Annotated in this window: 14 protein-coding genes; 9 read left to right on the top strand and 5 right to left on the bottom strand. The window is 45.0% G+C overall.

The window, feature by feature from the left end; genetic code table 11:
• Window positions 1-2: 2 nt before the first annotated feature.
• Together AC6H1S_RS17665 and AC6H1S_RS17660 are read right to left on the bottom strand one after the other, a co-directional pair.
• Complete coding sequence (locus AC6H1S_RS17665; protein ID WP_497564462.1) at window positions 3-2381, bottom strand: TonB-dependent receptor domain-containing protein; 2379 nt, start codon at window positions 2379-2381, stop codon at window positions 3-5.
• A 107-nt stretch (window positions 2382-2488) separates the two neighbouring features.
• Window positions 2489-3565: a helix-turn-helix domain-containing protein gene (locus AC6H1S_RS17660; RefSeq protein WP_497564461.1), complete on the bottom strand. Its 1077-nt coding sequence runs from the start codon at window positions 3563-3565 to the stop codon at window positions 2489-2491.
• A 196-nt stretch (window positions 3566-3761) separates the two neighbouring features.
• Here AC6H1S_RS17660 and AC6H1S_RS17655 point away from each other — a divergent pair, with 196 nt between their 5' ends.
• Window positions 3762-4901, top strand: a complete 1140-nt coding sequence (locus AC6H1S_RS17655) for an acyl-CoA dehydrogenase (protein WP_497564460.1) — start codon at window positions 3762-3764, stop codon at window positions 4899-4901.
• 143 nt (window positions 4902-5044) lie between these two features.
• On the opposite strand, the gene AC6H1S_RS17650 is transcribed toward AC6H1S_RS17655, so the two are convergent.
• Window positions 5045-5392 carry a phage holin family protein gene (locus AC6H1S_RS17650; protein ID WP_199139967.1) on the bottom strand — a complete coding sequence of 116 codons (348 nt, stop codon included), beginning with the start codon at window positions 5390-5392 and terminating at the stop codon, window positions 5045-5047.
• 19 nt (window positions 5393-5411) lie between these two features.
• Between AC6H1S_RS17650 and AC6H1S_RS17645 the strand changes: the two genes are divergently transcribed.
• From AC6H1S_RS17645 to AC6H1S_RS17620, 6 genes are all read left to right on the top strand, one after another.
• Window positions 5412-5843 carry a hypothetical protein gene (locus AC6H1S_RS17645; RefSeq protein ID WP_199139969.1) on the top strand — a complete coding sequence of 144 codons (432 nt, stop codon included), beginning with the start codon at window positions 5412-5414 and terminating at the stop codon, window positions 5841-5843.
• Between the two features lie 114 nt (window positions 5844-5957).
• A complete protein-coding gene (gene rimP / locus AC6H1S_RS17640; protein WP_199139971.1) occupies window positions 5958-6422 on the top strand; it encodes a ribosome assembly cofactor RimP in 465 nt (154 codons plus the stop codon).
• A gap of 4 nt (window positions 6423-6426) precedes the next feature.
• Window positions 6427-7662, top strand: a complete 1236-nt coding sequence (gene nusA, locus AC6H1S_RS17635; RefSeq protein WP_199139972.1) for a transcription termination factor NusA — start codon at window positions 6427-6429, stop codon at window positions 7660-7662.
• Between the two features lie 72 nt (window positions 7663-7734).
• On the top strand, window positions 7735-10656 hold the full coding sequence (infB, locus tag AC6H1S_RS17630) for a translation initiation factor IF-2 (RefSeq protein ID WP_199139974.1): 2922 nt from the start codon (window positions 7735-7737) through the stop codon (window positions 10654-10656).
• Between the two features lie 78 nt (window positions 10657-10734).
• Window positions 10735-11808, top strand: a complete 1074-nt coding sequence (locus AC6H1S_RS17625; RefSeq protein WP_199139976.1) for an acyltransferase family protein — start codon at window positions 10735-10737, stop codon at window positions 11806-11808.
• A 12-nt stretch (window positions 11809-11820) separates the two neighbouring features.
• On the top strand, window positions 11821-12687 hold the full coding sequence (locus AC6H1S_RS17620) for an FkbM family methyltransferase (RefSeq protein WP_497564459.1): 867 nt from the start codon (window positions 11821-11823) through the stop codon (window positions 12685-12687).
• 2 nt (window positions 12688-12689) lie between these two features.
• Here the strand turns inward: AC6H1S_RS17620 and AC6H1S_RS17615 are convergent, their stop codons facing one another.
• Entirely contained in the window at window positions 12690-13790 is a 1101-nt protein-coding gene (locus AC6H1S_RS17615) for a glycosyltransferase family 4 protein (RefSeq protein ID WP_497564458.1), read from the bottom strand.
• A 62-nt stretch (window positions 13791-13852) separates the two neighbouring features.
• On the opposite strand from AC6H1S_RS17615, the gene AC6H1S_RS17610 reads away from it, so the two are divergent.
• Together AC6H1S_RS17610 and AC6H1S_RS17605 are read left to right on the top strand one after the other, a co-directional pair.
• The gene (locus tag AC6H1S_RS17610) at window positions 13853-14641 is read left to right on the top strand and encodes a glycosyltransferase family 2 protein (RefSeq protein ID WP_497564457.1); all 789 of its coding nucleotides are present in this window, start codon (window positions 13853-13855) and stop codon (window positions 14639-14641) included.
• A gap of 10 nt (window positions 14642-14651) precedes the next feature.
• Window positions 14652-15761, top strand: a complete 1110-nt coding sequence (locus tag AC6H1S_RS17605) for a glycosyltransferase family 4 protein (RefSeq protein ID WP_497564456.1) — start codon at window positions 14652-14654, stop codon at window positions 15759-15761.
• Here AC6H1S_RS17605 and AC6H1S_RS17600 read toward each other — a convergent pair.
• Window positions 15758-16684: a glycosyltransferase family 2 protein gene (locus AC6H1S_RS17600; protein ID WP_497564455.1), complete on the bottom strand. Its 927-nt coding sequence runs from the start codon at window positions 16682-16684 to the stop codon at window positions 15758-15760. The two genes, AC6H1S_RS17605 and AC6H1S_RS17600, sit on opposite strands and share 4 nt — an antisense overlap.
• Between the last annotated feature and the right edge of the window lie 3 nt (window positions 16685-16687).

Here is a 16687-nt window from a genome sequence, read left to right as displayed (position 1 = left end):
GCTTAATTAGCCCTGTTTTCCTCTTCGGTTTTTTTGCTTTCCCTGGCCTTGTAGGTCGAACTGCCAAAGTTGTAGGTTAAGGCAAATACCAATCGCTGTGCGCCAAAATAATGGTAGAAATCGTTGTTGAAAATGGTCAGATCCCTAAAAATCAACCTGCGCTTTAAATTGTCGAAGGCGTCGTAAAGGGTTAGTTTGGTATTGACCCTGTTGCCGAACCAGGTTTTCTGGAGGCCAAAATCAATGGCGTAAACAGGTTTCATGAGATAAAGCCCATTGCCGCTTTTCGATTCGTAGGTGTAGCTTACATCCAATAACCAATCTTTTAGGCTAAAAACCTGGCTGCCGTTAAGCGTGTAGCTGTATATCGGTATTTGATAGGTACGCCCGAAGTAAGGCCTTAATTCCTTGTTGTAGTAGAAGCCAACATTGTTGTTCATCCGCCACCATTTGTTGAGCGTAATGGGTAAGCTTGCCAACAGGTTGGCAAAATCCCTATAAGGTATGTTGCGCCCCAAAAAGATCAGTTCGTTGGTCGTGGGGTTGTATTCGGGGTAACGTTCCATGGGCTCGATCTCGCGACCTACGTTGAGCGATAGGTTGAGCGCTTTCCTGCCGTAAGATAGAGAAAGCAAACTGGTTGTGGAGGGTTGCAGGTAAGGGTTGCCTATCCAATAATGCCTCGGACTGTAATAAAACCTGAAAGGATTGAGCATGGCAAAAGTGGGTCTGGTCATCCGGCGGCTGTAGCTCAACGTCAGCTGCTCGGTTGGATTGAGGACGTAAGTGAGGCTTGCGCTAGGCAACCATTTCAGGTATTTTCGGTCGGTAACCAATCCGGTAGTGATAGAGTTGGCCTCGGTGCTGGTATGTTCTGCCCTCAAACCGGCACTATACTTAAATTTATTCCATTGCCCGCTGTACGAGAGGTAAGCGGCCGCAATGTATTCTCCGTAGCTGAATTCGTTGCTGCGGTTAGTATCCAGGTTAAAAACACTGTTGCCCAAGGTATCGTAACGGAGGTTGTTTTGGGTAGTAGTGTAAGCAAATTTACCGCCAAAGTCTAACCTGTCTTGGTTTAGGTTTTGCGTGTAATCTGCCTGCGCGGTTCTGATCAGGATGTTGTTGCTCGAATTAGTTTTCCAATAGTTCATCAGCTGGTTGCTAAACACATTGCGGTTTTGGATGTCTTCTGTTTGGCGGTTGTCTATTTGGGCTACCGAAGCAATTACATGCAGTTCACTGCGCCGAAATTGGGCATCGTAGTTAAGGCCACCGGCGTAGTTGTGTTGCTTGGGCAAGGCATCGTTATTGCTCTTCACAAGCCCGATGGTATTGGCCAGATCGGCGGTTTGGGTAATCAATAAGTTGCGCGAAGTGGCCTTTCTGTCTAGTTGGTAAGTGCGCACAAAAGCCTCCAGGTTTTGTCCTTTTTGCAGTTCGTAGGCCACTTTGGCCTGTATGTTGTAATTCTGGTTGGCCGTTACGGTTCGCGTATCGGTAATCATGGCATGGGTATTGGGCAAAAACTGCAGGGCGTGGTATTTGTAAAAAGTGCTTCCGCTGGTATGGCCAAGCTTGATATCGTAAATAAACCGGTTGGTCTTGTATACCAGCGAAAGGTTATTGTCGAGCAGGCTGTAGTTGTTGCGTTGCAAGCGAAGGTTGTAGGTGCCCCGAAGCCCTAGCGACTGGTTTTTTTTGAGCTTTACATCGATAATGCCTTGGTATTCGCCATCGTATCGGGCAGCGGGCTGATTGGTCATTTCAATCGATTCGACCATGTCTGGCGACAAACTGCTGAGGTAAGCCAATATTTCGTCGTTGTTCATGTTTACGGGCCTGCCATCAACAAATAAGGTTGGCGTTGCCCTGCTGGCCATTTGCATGGTGCCATCTTGGTTAACCTGCAGGCCGGGAAGCTTCCTGAAAACATCCAGCAAATTAGCCGACGATTTAAAAAAGGCATTATTGGCTACTCCAATTTTAAGCTGGCCATTTTGGGTGCTCAAACTGGGTGTGCCACCGGTAATGGTTACTTCTTTCAGGAGATTGGGGTCTTCGACCATCAAGATATCGCCCAGCTCTAAAATCTTTGGGTTTTGCGCCTGCAGGCTGATGTCTCTTTGGATTTGCCGGTAGCCCATTAAAGTAGCCGATAAAAGATATTTTCCAGGTTCAACATCCTGCAGCTCAAAAGAGCCGGTGCTGTCGCTGGCCGCATATTTAACGGCGATGGGTTGGTTTGGCTTGGTCAAAATTAAATTAACCATGGGGATGCCTTGTTTGGTTTGCGCATCGATCAATCGGCCCTTAACGGTTTGGGCATTTAGCCATAAGCTGGTGCAGGCAAAAAGACAGCAAAGTAATAGTGGTTTCATCTTCGTGTTTTTGGATTTGAGGTGATGGTCCAAAACTAGAAGAGCGGAACTGCCAGGAGGTTTTGATTCTCAGATTTGGGAGTTCGGAATTATAAAACGGTACCGGTTTAGCTTATTACAGCCGCCGATAGTTGTTCCTTATAAAGCGTTGGCGTGGTATGCCGATGCTTTTTGAAAGCCGTATAAAAAGTAGATTTGGAGTTGAATCCCACTTCGTAGCCAATAGCTTCGAGCTTGATGCCTCTGTCGTTGGCAATGAGTTCGCAAGCCTCTTTGATGCGAAATTCGTTGATATAGGCTGCAAAGCTTTGGCCCAGGTTATCGTTCAGCAATTGCGAAAGCTGATGGCCTGAAACATTGATCCTTTTGGCTAAATCGTTCAGTTTTAGGTCTGGATTTTTATAGAGCTGTTCTTCCAAAAGAATTTTTTGCAGTTTTTCGGTCAGGGCCAGCGCCTGCACTGTGGCAATTTTTTTATTGGCGTAGCGTGCCGGCTCTGTTGCGCCCAATAGCGGATTTCCGGTTTTCCTCGGGCTCATAAAAAGGAAAATGTTCAAGTAAAGCACAAGCGAGAAAAACAAGGCCCCACTGATGCAAGGGCCGTTAAAGAAATCAAAAACAGGTAGTTTAAAGGCCGCGGGAACGATGATGTTGCCAGCGTATACGGCAATCAACAGTTTTTCTGCCCTCGAAACCTTTTCTTTTGCGCTAAAAATTTTGAGAAAGGCAGGCCTGAGCTGCCAACCCGTAAGTAAAATGCAACCAACCAATTGTGCCGAAATAATGGTGCCGATAGATTTGTTCCAGGAGTCGGGCTGTTGATCATAAGGAACAAGTATACTGGCTGTCGCGATAGCCAATGTCCAAAACAGGTAGATCCAAATGGATTTGGTAGACATCTTTGTGTCTTGCGCCAGGGTAGCTCTCACAAAGTAGAAAAGCGAAGGTCCAACAAAAGCGCTTCCCAAAATGCCTATTTCGATATAGATGCCCGGAAGCTGGGGATAGAAATATAAAATAAAGGATTTGCCTATTTTCAAACATACCGCCAGCAACAATAAGCCTAAAAAAAACAGCGCCGGCGATTTCGGCTTTTTAAAAAACAAAAGGTAAAGGCTAATGATAAAGCCATTGAATACACCCAGGGCGCTAAAGAAAAACAAGATTTGCTGGCTCAGGTTCATTTAGCAAAAATAATAATCTTGGCTTAACGGCAAACTTATTGCGCAGCCCTATTTTGGCTCAGGTGTATTAAAGTTGTGATATACTGCCCGCATTGGCTTTTAAAGGCATTGCTGGATAAAAAATTGCTATGGCAGCATAGTAATTTCCAGAAGAAGTACTAAATTTGGAAAATCTAACCAATTATAGACCATAATTATGCATTTTGAATTAAGTGAAGAACAATTGATGATACAACAGGCCGCTCGCGATTTTGCGCAGAACGAATTAAAGCCTGGGGTAATTGAGCGTGACGAACATCAGAAATTTCCGACCGAGCAGGTTAAAAAACTAGGCGAACTCGGATTTTTGGGAATGATGGTTGACGGAAAGTACAATGGCAGCGGCATGGATGCCTTGTCTTACGTACTGGTTATGGAAGAGCTTTCAAAAATCGATGCCTCGGCTTCGGTAGTGGTTTCGGTCAACAACTCCTTGGTTTGCTATGGGTTGGAAAGCTATGGCACCGAAGCCCAAAAAGAAAAATACCTGAAACCCTTGGCTTCTGGCCAAATGATTGGCGCCTTTTGTTTGTCGGAGCCGGAGGCTGGATCCGATGCCACTTCGCAGCAAACTACCGCTGAAGACAAAGGCGATTACTATTTGCTAAACGGTACCAAAAACTGGATTACCAATGGCAGTACTGCTGGTGTTTATTTGGTTATTGCCCAAACCCATAAAGAATTAAAGCACAAAGGCATCAATGCTTTCATCGTAGAGAAAGGAACGCCTGGCTTTACAGTTGGGCCTAAAGAAAATAAACTGGGCATTCGTGGTTCAGACACACATTCGTTGATGTTCAACGACGTAAAAGTGCCTAAAGAAAACCGCATCGGCGAAGATGGCTTCGGCTTTAAGTTTGCCATGAAAACCTTGGAAGGTGGCCGTATCGGTATTGCTGCGCAAGCCTTGGGTATTGCAGCGGGGGCTTATGAGTTGGCTTTGGCCTATGCCCAGCAACGCAAATCGTTCGGAAAACCCATCGCCGAACACCAGGCCATCGCCTTTAAACTGGCCGACATGGCTACGCAGATAGAGGCAGCCCGTATGCTGGTTTATAAAGCGGCTTGGCTAAAAGACCAAGGACAGTCGTATACCTTGGCGGGTTCTATGGCCAAGCTTTACGCAAGCAAGGTGGCCATGGACGTTACCGTAGAGGCCGTTCAGATACATGGTGGCTATGGCTTTGTAAAAGAATACCACGTTGAGCGACTCATGCGCGATGCCAAGATTACCCAGATTTATGAAGGTACAAGTGAAATTCAGAAGATGGTGATCAGTCGTAATATTCTAGACTAAAAGTTAAATATTAATACTTGAATAGAAAAGCCACAGCTTAACAGACTTTAAGTTTGTTGAGCTGTGGCTTTTGTGTTAAAAATGCCTGACGCGTAGCGACTTGCGTTTTGTTCGTCGCAATACCCAATACGCTGTACGCTCTACTAATCCTGATCCGTTCCAAATATCGAATCGAGGATCATTTTGATCACGGCAACGGCGATGGCCAAAATAGCGGCCGATAAGAAGCCGGAGGTGTTAAAGCCGGTCATGAAGTGGTCAACCAACAAGATCATCAATACGGTAATGATGAAAGAGATAAGGCCCAATGTCAGTACGTTGAGTACAAAGGTGAATATTCTCAAAATAAACCCAATAGTAGCATTGGCCAAGGCAATCAATACCGCGGCAATAATGGCGCTTCCAAAGCCGTCAACATGTACGCCTGGTACCAGGTAGGCGCCAGCCATCATGGCAACGCCCATTAATAAAATTTCTAAAATCAATCTCATAATTAGCTAATTTAGCAAGATGCATAATAAAATTACATTTTTTGTGGCAATTTGTTTGGGGCTGGTGCTTTTGGGCTGTGGCAATACCGAAAGCCGGCCTTTGTCTATCCATTTTTCGGCCGACAGTACGGCCATTGTCATTTCCGGTATCGGCGAAACGGGATTGTTCCAGCTCAAAACCAATCTCGAAAAAGATACAGCCTACCAGCAACTGGTTTCGGTGCTGCAAACGCCGGCCGAAGATGATTCGACCGGAATGGAAACCGATTGGCCCGGAAAGCTGCGCATGAAAGGCGATAGCCTGTGGTTCGAGCCTACAAATCCCTTTGTTAAGGGGAAAAACTATTTGGTCGAAACCATGCTCAACACCCAATTTGCCAGTGGCGGAGCTATTGTGCGGGCCAAAGTGGGCCACACGGTAAAGCCACAGCAGCAAATTTTGGTGCGTTAGTAGCTCATTTGCAGCGCACTGTTGCATTTTGAAAAAATAATTCGTACATTTGCGTCGTAATAAAGGAAGAAGAGGGGACCGTGTCCCCTCTTTTCTTTTGCAAGAATTTAGGATATGCAGGTAGAAAACAGGGTTAGAGAACTCGTAGAAGAGAAGATTGCAGACAGGCCTGAGCTGTTTTTGGTAGAAGTGAAGATGTTGCCAAACAACAAATTGATCATCCATGTAGACGGCGATGAAGGAATAAACATTCAAGATTGTGCCGCCATCAGTCGCCATGTAGGCTTTCATTTGGAAGAAGAAAACGCCATCGAAAAAGCCTATAACTTGGAAGTTTCTTCGCCGGGAGTTGGCGAACCGCTCCAGCTCAAGCGCCAATACCACAAAAACATAGGTCGTGAGCTGGGCATTAAGCTGGCCGATGGCACCAAAAAAGAAGGCAAGCTTTTAGAAGTTGGCGAAAATGCCATCGTTATTGAAGAGAAAGTAAAAGAAAAAGGAAAAAAAGCACAACTGGTAGAAACATCGGTTGAGTTTGAAAATATAACAGAAACTAAGGTTTTAATTTCATTTAAGTAGCAAAATGAGCAATATTAATTTAATCGATTCATTTCAGGAGTTCAAAGACTTCAAAAATATCGACCGCCCAACAGTAATCAGCGTACTGGAAGAGGTATTTCGCAGTATGTTGCGTAAAAAATATGGAACAGACGAGAACTGTGACGTAATTGTGAACCCAGATAACGGGGATTTGGAAATCTGGAGAACCAGAAGAGTAATGGAAGACGGGTTTTCTGAAGACGACGACCTCGAGATCGAGCTTGCCGAAGTAAAACAGCTGGATCCGGATATGGAAGTTGGCGACGACTACATCGAGCAGATTACTTTGGAGAGCTTTGGCCGCCGAGCCATTTTGGCCGCGCGCCAAACTTTGGTATCGAAAGTTTTGGAACTAGAGAAAGACGAAATCTTCAAAAAATATAAAGACAGGGTTGGCGAGATCGTAACCGGCGAGGTTTACCAAGTTTGGAAAAAAGAAACGTTGGTATTAGACGATGAAGGCAACGAGTTATTGATGCCTAAAACCGAGCAAATTCCGGCCGACTATTTCAAAAAGGGAGATGCCGTACGTGCGGTAATTTCTAAAGTAGACATGGTTAATGCAACGCCAAAAATCATCATCTCTAGGATTGCGCCAGAGTTCTTGCAACGTTTGTTCGAAATCGAGGTTCCAGAGATTTTCGATGGTTTGATCACCATTAAAAAGATTGTCCGCGAACCAGGAGAGCGTGCCAAGGTTGCCGTAGAATCGTACGACGACAGGATTGACCCGGTAGGTGCCTGCGTAGGGATGAAAGGTTCTCGTATCCACGGTATCGTGAGAGAGCTTAAAAACGAAAATATCGACGTTATCAACTTCACCAACAACATTTCGTTGTACATCCAACGTGCGTTGAGCCCTGCAAAAATTACTTCTATCAAGTTAGACGATGCCACTAAACATGCTTCGGTTTACTTGAAGCCAGATCAGGTTTCGTTGGCTATCGGCCGTGGCGGACACAACATTAAATTGGCTGGTAAATTAACTGGATACGAAATCGATGTGTATCGTGAAGCAGGCGAGGAAGACGAGGATGTGGATATCGAAGAATTCTCGGATGAAATCGACAGCTGGATCATCGACGAGCTGAAAGCAATCGGCCTAGATACGGCCAAGAGCGTACTGGCCTTGTCTGTTGACGAGCTGGTGAAGCGTACCGATTTGGAAGAAGAAACAATTAAAGAAGTGATTGCCATTTTGCAATCGGAATTTGAATAACGCTTATGGCTTGAATAAGACAAGAATAAACGTTACTTTTGTATATAAACAGTAAAAAAAATAGGATAATAAATGTCAGACGATAAACCCATAATTTTATTTAAAGCAGCTAAGGAACTTAACATCGGAATTGCTACAGCCGTAGATTTTCTGGGTAAGAAGGGCTTTGCTGTGGAAAATAAGCCCACTACGAAACTTTCAAAAGATATGTATGATACCTTGTTGAAAGAGTTTCAGGGGGACAAAATCGTGAAAGAAGAAGCCAATCAGATAGTTATAGGTAAAATTCGTCGTGATGAACCCGAAGCAGCTGAGAGAGCTCCTGAGACGCCTAGAAAAAAACAAGATTTTGAAAACGAAGGTGTTTTAATCAAAAACCTTCATTCCTATACGCCTCCTGCAGAAAAACCTGTAGCAGAGAAGCCTGTTGAGGCTCCTAAAGAAGAACCAGCTCCGAAAGCAGAGCCAGTTGAAGAAGGCGCATTGCCAGGCGTTAAGATCGTAGGTAAAATAGACCTGAACGACCTTAACCCTAAAAACCGTGCACCTAAGGCCGCAGAGCCTGCTCCTGTAGTTGAAGAGAAAAAAGAAGCTCCAGTTGAGGCGCCTAAAGCCGAAGCACCGGTAACGCCAGCGCCAGTTCAGGAAGAAAAACCAGTAGAGGCTCCAAAAGCAGCGCCGAAAGTTGAGGTACAGCCTCCGGTTCAGCCGGCAGCTAAGCCAGTTGCACCAGAAGACGAAGTTATCAAAGCACGCTCGGTTAAATTGTCGGGGCCAAATATTATTGGCAAAATCGAATTGCCGGTAACACCTGACCGCAGAAACCAGCCTGTAGCCTCATCTGCTGATAGCGAAGCGGCTAAACGCAAGCGCAAACGCAAGAAAACCGTTGGCGGTAATCCAAATGCTCCTGGTCAGCCAGGAGGCCAGCCAGGCCAAGGACAACCGGGACAACCCCGCAATCCGAATGCGCCAGGTGGCAACAGGCCAGACTTTAGGAACAATTCTAACCACCAAGGCAACCGCTCTAATTTTAGAGGCAACAAGCCAGGAGGTCCGGTAACCCCTAAAGAAGAGCCAACAGAAAAAGAAATACAAGACCAGATTAAGGCAACCTTAGCCCGTTTGAGTGGCGCCGGTAAGTCGGGTAAATTTGCCCAACGTGCCAAATTACGTCGTCAGAAACGCGATGATGTAGCTTTGAATGCCGAAGAATTGGCAGCAGAAGAACAGTTGCAATCGAGGGTGTTAAAGGTTACCGAGTTTGTTACGGCAAACGAGTTGGCCAATATGATGGATGTACCGGTTACAAAAATTATTGGTACCTGTATGAGCTTGGGCATGTTCGTGTCGATCAACCAGCGTTTAGACGCGGAGACCCTGACCATTGTGGCCGACGAGTTTGGCTACGAAATCCAGTTTGTAAAACCAGACGAAGAAGAGGATCGGGTAATTGAAGAAGAAGATGCACCAGAAGATTTAGTGTCGCGCGTACCGGTAGTAACCATTATGGGCCACGTTGACCACGGTAAAACTTCCTTGCTCGATTATATCCGTAAGGCAAATGTGGTAGCTGGCGAGGCTGGTGGTATTACGCAGCACATTGGTGCCTACAAAGTAACCACTAACTCGGGCAAACAAGTAACTTTCTTAGATACACCGGGTCACGAAGCGTTTACCGCCATGCGTGCCCGTGGTGCCAAAGTAGCCGATATTGCCATTATTGTAATCGCGGCGGATGATGCAGTGATGCCTCAAACCAAAGAGGCCATTAACCATGCCCAGGCAGCAGGCGTACCTTTGGTATTTGCCTTCACCAAAATTGATAAGCCAGGTGCCAACACCGACCGAATCAAGGAGCAGCTTTCTACCATGAACATCTTGGTTGAAGAGTGGGGCGGTAAATTCCAATCGCAGGAAATTTCGAGCAAAAGCGGCTTAAACGTCGATTTGCTGTTAGATAAAGTGTTGCTAGAAGCCGAGTTGCTAGAGTTGAAAGCCAATCCTAACAAACGCGCTACTGGTACCGTAATCGAGGCTACTTTAGATAAAGGCCGTGGTATTGTAACTACCGTTTTGGTACAAGGTGGTACCCTCAAAGTGGGAGATCCGATCTTGGCTGGTAGCTATAGCGGTAAGGTAAAAGCCTTGTTTAACGAGCGGGGCCAAAAAGTAGCCGAAGCGGGCCCATCAGTACCGGTACAGGTATTGGGTATGCAAGGCGCACCAACAGCCGGCGATCGTTTCAACGCGTTGGAAAGCGAAGTTGAAGCCAGGGAAATTGCCAACAAACGTTTACAATTGATGCGTGAGCAAGGCTTGCGTACGCAAAAACATATCACTTTAGATGAGATCGGTCGTCGTTTGGCTATCGGTAACTTTAAAGAACTGAACCTGATCGTTAAAGGCGACGTGGATGGTTCGATCGAGGCTTTGGCAGATTCGTTATTGAAACTTTCTACCGAAGAAATCCAGATCAACATCATCAGCAAAGCGGTGGGTCAGATTTCAGAATCAGATGTATTGCTGGCTTCGGCTTCAGATGCGATCATCGTTGGTTTCCAGGTACGTCCTTCGCCAGGCGCACGTAAATTGGCCGAGCAAGAGCAGATCGATATCCGCTTGTACTCGATCATCTACGATGCCATCAACGAAATCAAAGCGGCGATGGAGGGTATGTTGGCCCCAGAATTCGAAGAGAAGATCGTGGCCAATGTGGAAATCAGAGAAACCTTCAAAATCACCAAAGTGGGCACCATTGCCGGCTGTATGGTATTGGATGGTAAGATTTCGAGAAACAGCAAAATCCGCGTGGTTCGCGATGGTGTAGTTATCTATACCGGAGAGCTGGCTTCGCTAAAACGTTTCAAAGACGATGTGAAAGAAGTATCTAAAGGTTACGAGTGCGGTCTGAATATCCAAAACTTCAACAACATTGAAGTGGGTGATATCGTTGAAGCCTACGAACAAGTAGAAGTAAAACGCAAACTGTAACAATTCTACAGATTTAATAAATAAAGGAGCGATTTTTGTCGCTCCTTTTTAATTTAAGTCCATCATCTAAATTAGTTAATGTCAGACAACCTTATTTCGCAGCCTGCCAAGAAGAATTTTGATTTTATAGATTCCATTCGTTGCCTCTCTATGATGTGCATTGTATTTGAGCATGCCACCCACGTAGGGATTTATATTTTTCCGAGTGTTGATACCCAAAATATCGTATATATGTGTCTGGTACAGCTGGCCAAACTGGGCACCATTTCCTTTTTCATCCTGGCCGGTTTTCTGATCGGAAGCAATTTTACCAAGTACACGCCACTTGAGTATTTTAAGCGCAGGCTTTCCAACACCTTTATCCCCTGGATCATCTGGTCGCTGGTATTTGTGTTTGCCATGACGTATAAATTTTATTTTATCAGGCACAATGATCCTGGCTTTGATTTGGGCCAAACCATTTCCGAATCTTTCATTACGGTATATTTTTATTCCAACTACTGGTTTATCATTAATTTTCTGATCTGCATCGGTGTGCTCTTGCTGTTTAGAAAGCACCTTTATTCGCTCTGGCTTGGCGCTATCCTGCTGCTGTTTACTTTAATTTATAGCGTTAATATCTATTTCAGCTGGTTTCCGCCCATGCATACCATGGCCATTTTTGGCTTTGTGTTTTTCTTGTGGCTGGGTGCGCAGCTCAATCAGCATTGGACGGCAGTTGCCAACTGGATCAACAGCATTCCAAACTGGATATGGGCCATTCTTTTTGTACTCACATTTGCCCTGTCTGTTTACGAAACGATTAACCTTTATCAGCAGCACAATATAGACCCTTACAATACCCTGCGCTTTAGCAATATCCTTTATTCGCTGGTATGCATATTGATTTTGTTAAAAATCAGGGATTTTGGCTTTACCAAATACTTTAAGCCCAGAGAAACCACTTTCGGTATCTACCTGATCCACTACATCATTGTGTTTAATGTGCTGCCCGAAATCCTAAGGCCTTTCCACTTCCCCGAGCCTAAAGACATGTCTATATTTTTGATGGTTGCGCTATCGCTGCTAAGATTTATTATAGTATATTCGCTTACTTTTGGCCTGGTTGCTCTCCTTAACAAAACAAAACTGAAGTGGACTATTGGGCGTTAGTTAATCTATACTATGGGCTTAAGAACAATTCTCGGACTAAAAAAAGCTAAGAAACACGCGGCAGAAAAAATGGTTAAGGTAGGTAATTACAGCCTGCTGGCCGATCATGAGCACCGTATCCAACTGCACCTGGAGCAGTTCAAATATTACTCGAGAAATTTTTCGCGCATCGCTAAATACATCGAAAGCAAGTACCCAAGCTACCAGATTATAGATGTGGGCGCCAATATTGGCGATACCGTAGCCCTGCTGCGTACGGAAAACGTACAGCAGTTTGTGCACCTGATAGAAGGAGATCCGGTTTTTGTGGCCTTTCTAGAAAAAAACCTCCCCTTGTTTACCAACGTAAAAGCCTATGAAACATTTTTGGGCGAGGAGAGCATGGAGCAAACCATCGAGGTAGACAATACCAAGGGTACGGCCAAACTGAACGTAGGTTCAGGCACCCAGAAAATGGCTATCGTTAAACTCGATGATTTGGTGAAGCAGAACCAAATTGAAAACATCAAGCTGCTGAAAACGGATACCGATGGTTTTGACTTTAAAGTACTGCGAGGGTCTTTTGAAACCATTAAAAGAGACAAGCCGGTCTTGTTTTTTGAATATGATTCAGTTTTTCTGAAAGAGCAAAACGAAGACGGACTGGCCATTTTCGAAGACTTTGCCAGCTTAGGCTACAAAACGGCGCTATATTACGATAATTATGGCAAGTTTGTGATATCGACCGCTATTGACAACAAGGCGCTCATTGCACAGCTTTATGCCTACATCAACAAAAAAGAAGGTGCCTATTTATACTACGATGTTTGTCTTTTCCATCAGGATGACGAAGATTTGGCCCAAGCCTGCATCCAAAAAGAAATGGAGTTTTATAACTAGCCTTAGCTTTTTTTCAGCAATGCTTTATAAACCTTCACGGTACTTTCTATACAGCGCTGCATGGTAAAATGTGTAAGCCTTTCTTGTCCTTTTGCCCTTAATTCATTGGCATAAAGAGTCTCCTTGATTATTTTTTCTACCGTGGTCAATATCGTATCTGCTTTTGTCGGGTCGAAGTAAGCAACGGCATCGCCACCAATTTCGGGCAGGCACGAAGCATGGCTGCAGGCAATGGGGCAATGGTTTCTGAAAGCTTCGAGCATGGGTAGGCCAAATCCCTCCTGCGACGATGGGTAAACAAAAACCAACGCACGTTGGTAAAGCAGTTTAAGTTCTTCGTCGGTAGCATCCAGCTGTTGGCATTGCTTGCCAAGTTGCAGCTTTTCCAAAAGCTCTTTTTCCTCGGCCGTAAATGCTCCGCCCCCCGTACAAAGCAGCATAAGGTCTTTGTTTTGATGCAATAACGGAGCCAATGCCTTAGCCATAGGGGCAAAGTTTTTATAATGGCTCCGGCCACCTACAAAAAGTATAAATCGTTCGGGTGTACTGATGTTGGCTTGGCTGGTTGGTTCTTCATGGGGCAGACCATGGTACACCACGCTGGTTTTGTTGGCATATTGGGGGTAAATACGCAAAATCTCGTTCAGCGTGTAGTTGGAAATGGCAATAATCGCTCCGGCTGCATCCATCATCTGCTTCTTTTTCGAGATCACCTCGGCGGCATCGGCAAACATTTCCGGACTGTTTTCATAAATCATGTCGTGCACGGTAACCACCATAGGCCTGCGGTTGTAGGCCAGCGAATAGGTGTCGTAATAAGTGGCGTGAAAAATATCGTAATCGCCTTTTTTAAGCAGCGATTTGCTGTATTTTTTGTTCCAATAATAGCGCTTGTGGGTTTTTCGGAGGTACCACCTGCCCAATATCGTATTGAACGGCTGCCTTACGTTTCTGATGTAATAGTTTTTTACATAGAGTACCGCAATTTTTACGCGGAGCGATTGGTCTTTGTTCATCTCGCTGGCCAGGTTGGCAAAATACCTCGAAATGCCACCATAGCGCTGTTCGCTGAATATCTCGTGATCGAACAAAATCTTAATCATTCCTTTTTTTGGTTTTTATAGTCTATTTTTGGTGCGCGTGCCTATGGGCTAAAGATAGAAAAATGACGACAAACAAACCCAAAATATCCATTATTACCGTTAATTACAACAATGCCGATGGACTAAGGGAGACCATTAAATCGGTAATGGAGCAAAGCTACGATGCCATAGAATATATTGTGGTTGATGGTGCATCTACCGATGGGGGCGTTGAGGTTTTAGAATCTTTTAGGCCGAGCCTGGCACATGCCCTTAGCGAAAAAGATGCCGGCATTTATAACGCCATGAACAAAGGCATTAAGTTGGCCACAGGCGATTACCTGCTTTTTTTAAACAGTGGCGACAAACTGATTGGTCCCCGGATTATTGAAGAAGTGGTGGCGCAGGGCCTGCCAGCCGATTTGGTATATGGCGATTTGAAGTTCTTTGATGAGGTAAAAGCATGGACCTGGAATCTGCCTGACAAATTGACTTTTCGTTTTTTTTATGATTCTACCCTGCCACATCCGAGTACTTTCATCAGGAGAGAATTGTTCGACACGGTAGGCCTTTATGATGAGGAACTGAAAATAGTTTCCGATTGGAAGTTTTTTATGCTGGCCGTGGCCAGACATAACTGCAGCTATCGGCACATCGGCCAAATTGTTTCGGCTTATAATTTTGAGGGCATTAGTTCGAAGCCCGAAAATCAGCAGGCTATTCAAGTTGAGCGGTCTAAAGTATTGGCCGAAACCTTTCCCTTGTTTATTGCCGATTATGAGGAATTGGGGCAGCTGCAAAAGGAAATGAGAAAAATAAAGTACTTTTTGAAAATTCGAAAAGCCGTTAAAAAGATATTCAACTCCAAATAGAGCTTGCCCAATGAAGAAAAAAGTGCTATTGATTACGCCAAGTTTAGACCGTACCGGATCGGAAATGCTGTTGTGGTACCTCATCAATAATTTGGACCTCCATCGGTTTGAGCTTTATGTGTTCTCGTTGCGCAAGGGCCAGCTCTATCGCCAGCTTCCGGAAAGGATTGGCAAAAGCGCCGCCTATAGGGTAGGCAAATGGTACCACAAGGTTTTTAGGGGCTTGCTTAAGTTGTTGGGCACAGAACCCATCGGTTATCAGCTTAAACAGATTCAAAAACGATTCAAAGCCGATTTATGGTATGCCAACACCATTCTTATCCCGCAGGCACCCCCTGTGGCCAAGGCTGTTGGGGTTAAAATGGCTACTCATTTCCACGAGTTTATGTATGCCTATGGCTTCATCAAATCAACCGCTTTTAAAGACATTGTTGAGCATTCGGATGCACTGGTTGGTTGTTCGCCCTTGGTATGCGAAAAACTAAGGGCTTTGGGCCATCCCAAAGTACTGTTACAGAACAGTTTTATCGATGTGCAAAAAATCAAGCCCGATGCGCAAAGGGTAGCCGCGCTTAGGCAACAACATGGCTTAGCCGAAACCGATTTCGTTTGGCTTATTTCGGGATCTATGGCCTACATGAAAGGCTTGGATATGGTATTGGCCATTGCCGAACATTTTAAGAAACAGCCGGTAAAAATAATCTGGGTGGGTGGCGATTTGCACAACGGACTGGATTATTACGTGAAAACAGTGGTGGCGAAGCAGAATTGCCAAAACCTTATTTTTACCGGAGCCATTGCCGCAGATTATTACAATTATTTTGCCTTGGCCAATGCCTATTTGTCGCTTTCGAGAGAAGAATGTTTGTCGCTGGCCATGCTCGAAGCGGCCAGTTTGGGCAAACCGATTGTAAGCTTCGATACCGGCATTGCCAAAACTTTTGTAAAAGAAGGTATGGGCGTGGTTGTGGATAGCTTTAACGTGGCCGATATGATCAAGGCAATGGAAGCTTTTAGGCAAACCCCAAGCCATAGCGCACAGTTGCTTAAAGAGGCGGCTGCGGTTTATACGGTCGAGCAACAGCTGCCCAAATTCGAACAGCTTTTGGCCAATATTTAAGCCAACAACTGTTTGAGTTTATAGCCCCAGGCATATTTGAGCAAGAAATTAAACTTGCTCAGCTTCGATTTCTTTTGGATAAACAGGAGCTTGTCTTGATGCCTGTACATGAAAAAGAATAATGCAAAGGAAAAATAGGCATTCATTCGCCGTTCGGTTAGCTTGAGCAGCCTGCTTTTAAATGATTGGAAATTATTGTGCGCATAGGCTTCAAAAACCTGTATGCGCTTATATTCTTTCTCGATCTGCAACAAGGCGTTCCGCTTTTTAGCCTGTCCCCTGTCTAGCCTTAATATATTGGTGTTGGCTTGGGTGTGTTGGCGGTATTTGACCAAGCAATCGTTTACAAAGCCAACGTTGCCGTTGCAGGCCGCCATATAAACAATCCACCAGTCGTGGAAGCTGTTGGTATCGAAAGCGCTGAAAAAGGCGACTAGTTCTTTCTTAAACAACATGGCGTGTCCCGAAACGCAATTTTCCATCAAGAATACCCGCGAATCGTTGCCGGCATAAAAATTCCTGATATCGCTCATTTTGCGACCCATGCTTTCGCCAGCTTCGGTAATAAATTCGGAGTTGTGGTATAGCAGCAAATTGTCTTTGATTTCGGCGGCCATGAGGCTGATTTTGTGCAGCTCCCAAATATCGTCTTGGTCGGCCAGGGCAATCAATTCTCCTTGGCAAAGCGAAATAGCCTTTTCAAAATTCCTGATGTAGCCTAGGTTTTGTTCGTTTTGGTAAACCTTAAAAAATGGATAGCGAGCCTCGTAAGCCCTTAAAATATCCATGGTGTTGTCTTTAGAGCCATCATCAAGCACCACAACCTCCAGGTTTGGATAGTCTTGTCCAACCAGCGTGTCGAGCTGTTCGGCCAGGTATTTTTCGCCGTTATAGGTGCACAAGGCAATAGAGACCAGCTGCATCGG

The organism is Pedobacter sp. TM02, assembly GCF_059705275.1.
The sequence above is the reverse complement of the archived record's forward strand: the minus strand, read 5'-3'. Positions and strand labels throughout refer to the sequence as shown.

Bases quoted from the DNA above. Each gene is read 5' to 3' on its own strand.
- AC6H1S_RS17665 (WP_497564462.1), bottom strand. From the start codon at position 2,381: ATGAAACCACTATTACTTTGCTGTCTTTTTGCCTGCACCAGCTTATGG.
- AC6H1S_RS17660 (WP_497564461.1), bottom strand. From the start codon at position 3,565: ATGAACCTGAGCCAGCAAATCTTGTTTTTCTTTAGCGCCCTGGGTGTA.
- AC6H1S_RS17655 (WP_497564460.1), top strand. From the start codon at position 3,762: ATGCATTTTGAATTAAGTGAAGAACAATTGATGATACAACAGGCCGCT.
- AC6H1S_RS17650 (WP_199139967.1), bottom strand. From the start codon at position 5,392: ATGAGATTGATTTTAGAAATTTTATTAATGGGCGTTGCCATGATGGCT.
- AC6H1S_RS17645 (WP_199139969.1), top strand. From the start codon at position 5,412: ATGCATAATAAAATTACATTTTTTGTGGCAATTTGTTTGGGGCTGGTG.
- rimP (WP_199139971.1), top strand. From the start codon at position 5,958: ATGCAGGTAGAAAACAGGGTTAGAGAACTCGTAGAAGAGAAGATTGCA.
- nusA (WP_199139972.1), top strand. From the start codon at position 6,427: ATGAGCAATATTAATTTAATCGATTCATTTCAGGAGTTCAAAGACTTC.
- infB (WP_199139974.1), top strand. From the start codon at position 7,735: ATGTCAGACGATAAACCCATAATTTTATTTAAAGCAGCTAAGGAACTT.
- AC6H1S_RS17625 (WP_199139976.1), top strand. From the start codon at position 10,735: ATGTCAGACAACCTTATTTCGCAGCCTGCCAAGAAGAATTTTGATTTT.
- AC6H1S_RS17620 (WP_497564459.1), top strand. From the start codon at position 11,821: ATGGGCTTAAGAACAATTCTCGGACTAAAAAAAGCTAAGAAACACGCG.
- AC6H1S_RS17615 (WP_497564458.1), bottom strand. From the start codon at position 13,790: ATGATTAAGATTTTGTTCGATCACGAGATATTCAGCGAACAGCGCTAT.
- AC6H1S_RS17610 (WP_497564457.1), top strand. From the start codon at position 13,853: ATGACGACAAACAAACCCAAAATATCCATTATTACCGTTAATTACAAC.
- AC6H1S_RS17605 (WP_497564456.1), top strand. From the start codon at position 14,652: ATGAAGAAAAAAGTGCTATTGATTACGCCAAGTTTAGACCGTACCGGA.
- AC6H1S_RS17600 (WP_497564455.1), bottom strand. From the start codon at position 16,684: ATGCAGCTGGTCTCTATTGCCTTGTGCACCTATAACGGCGAAAAATAC.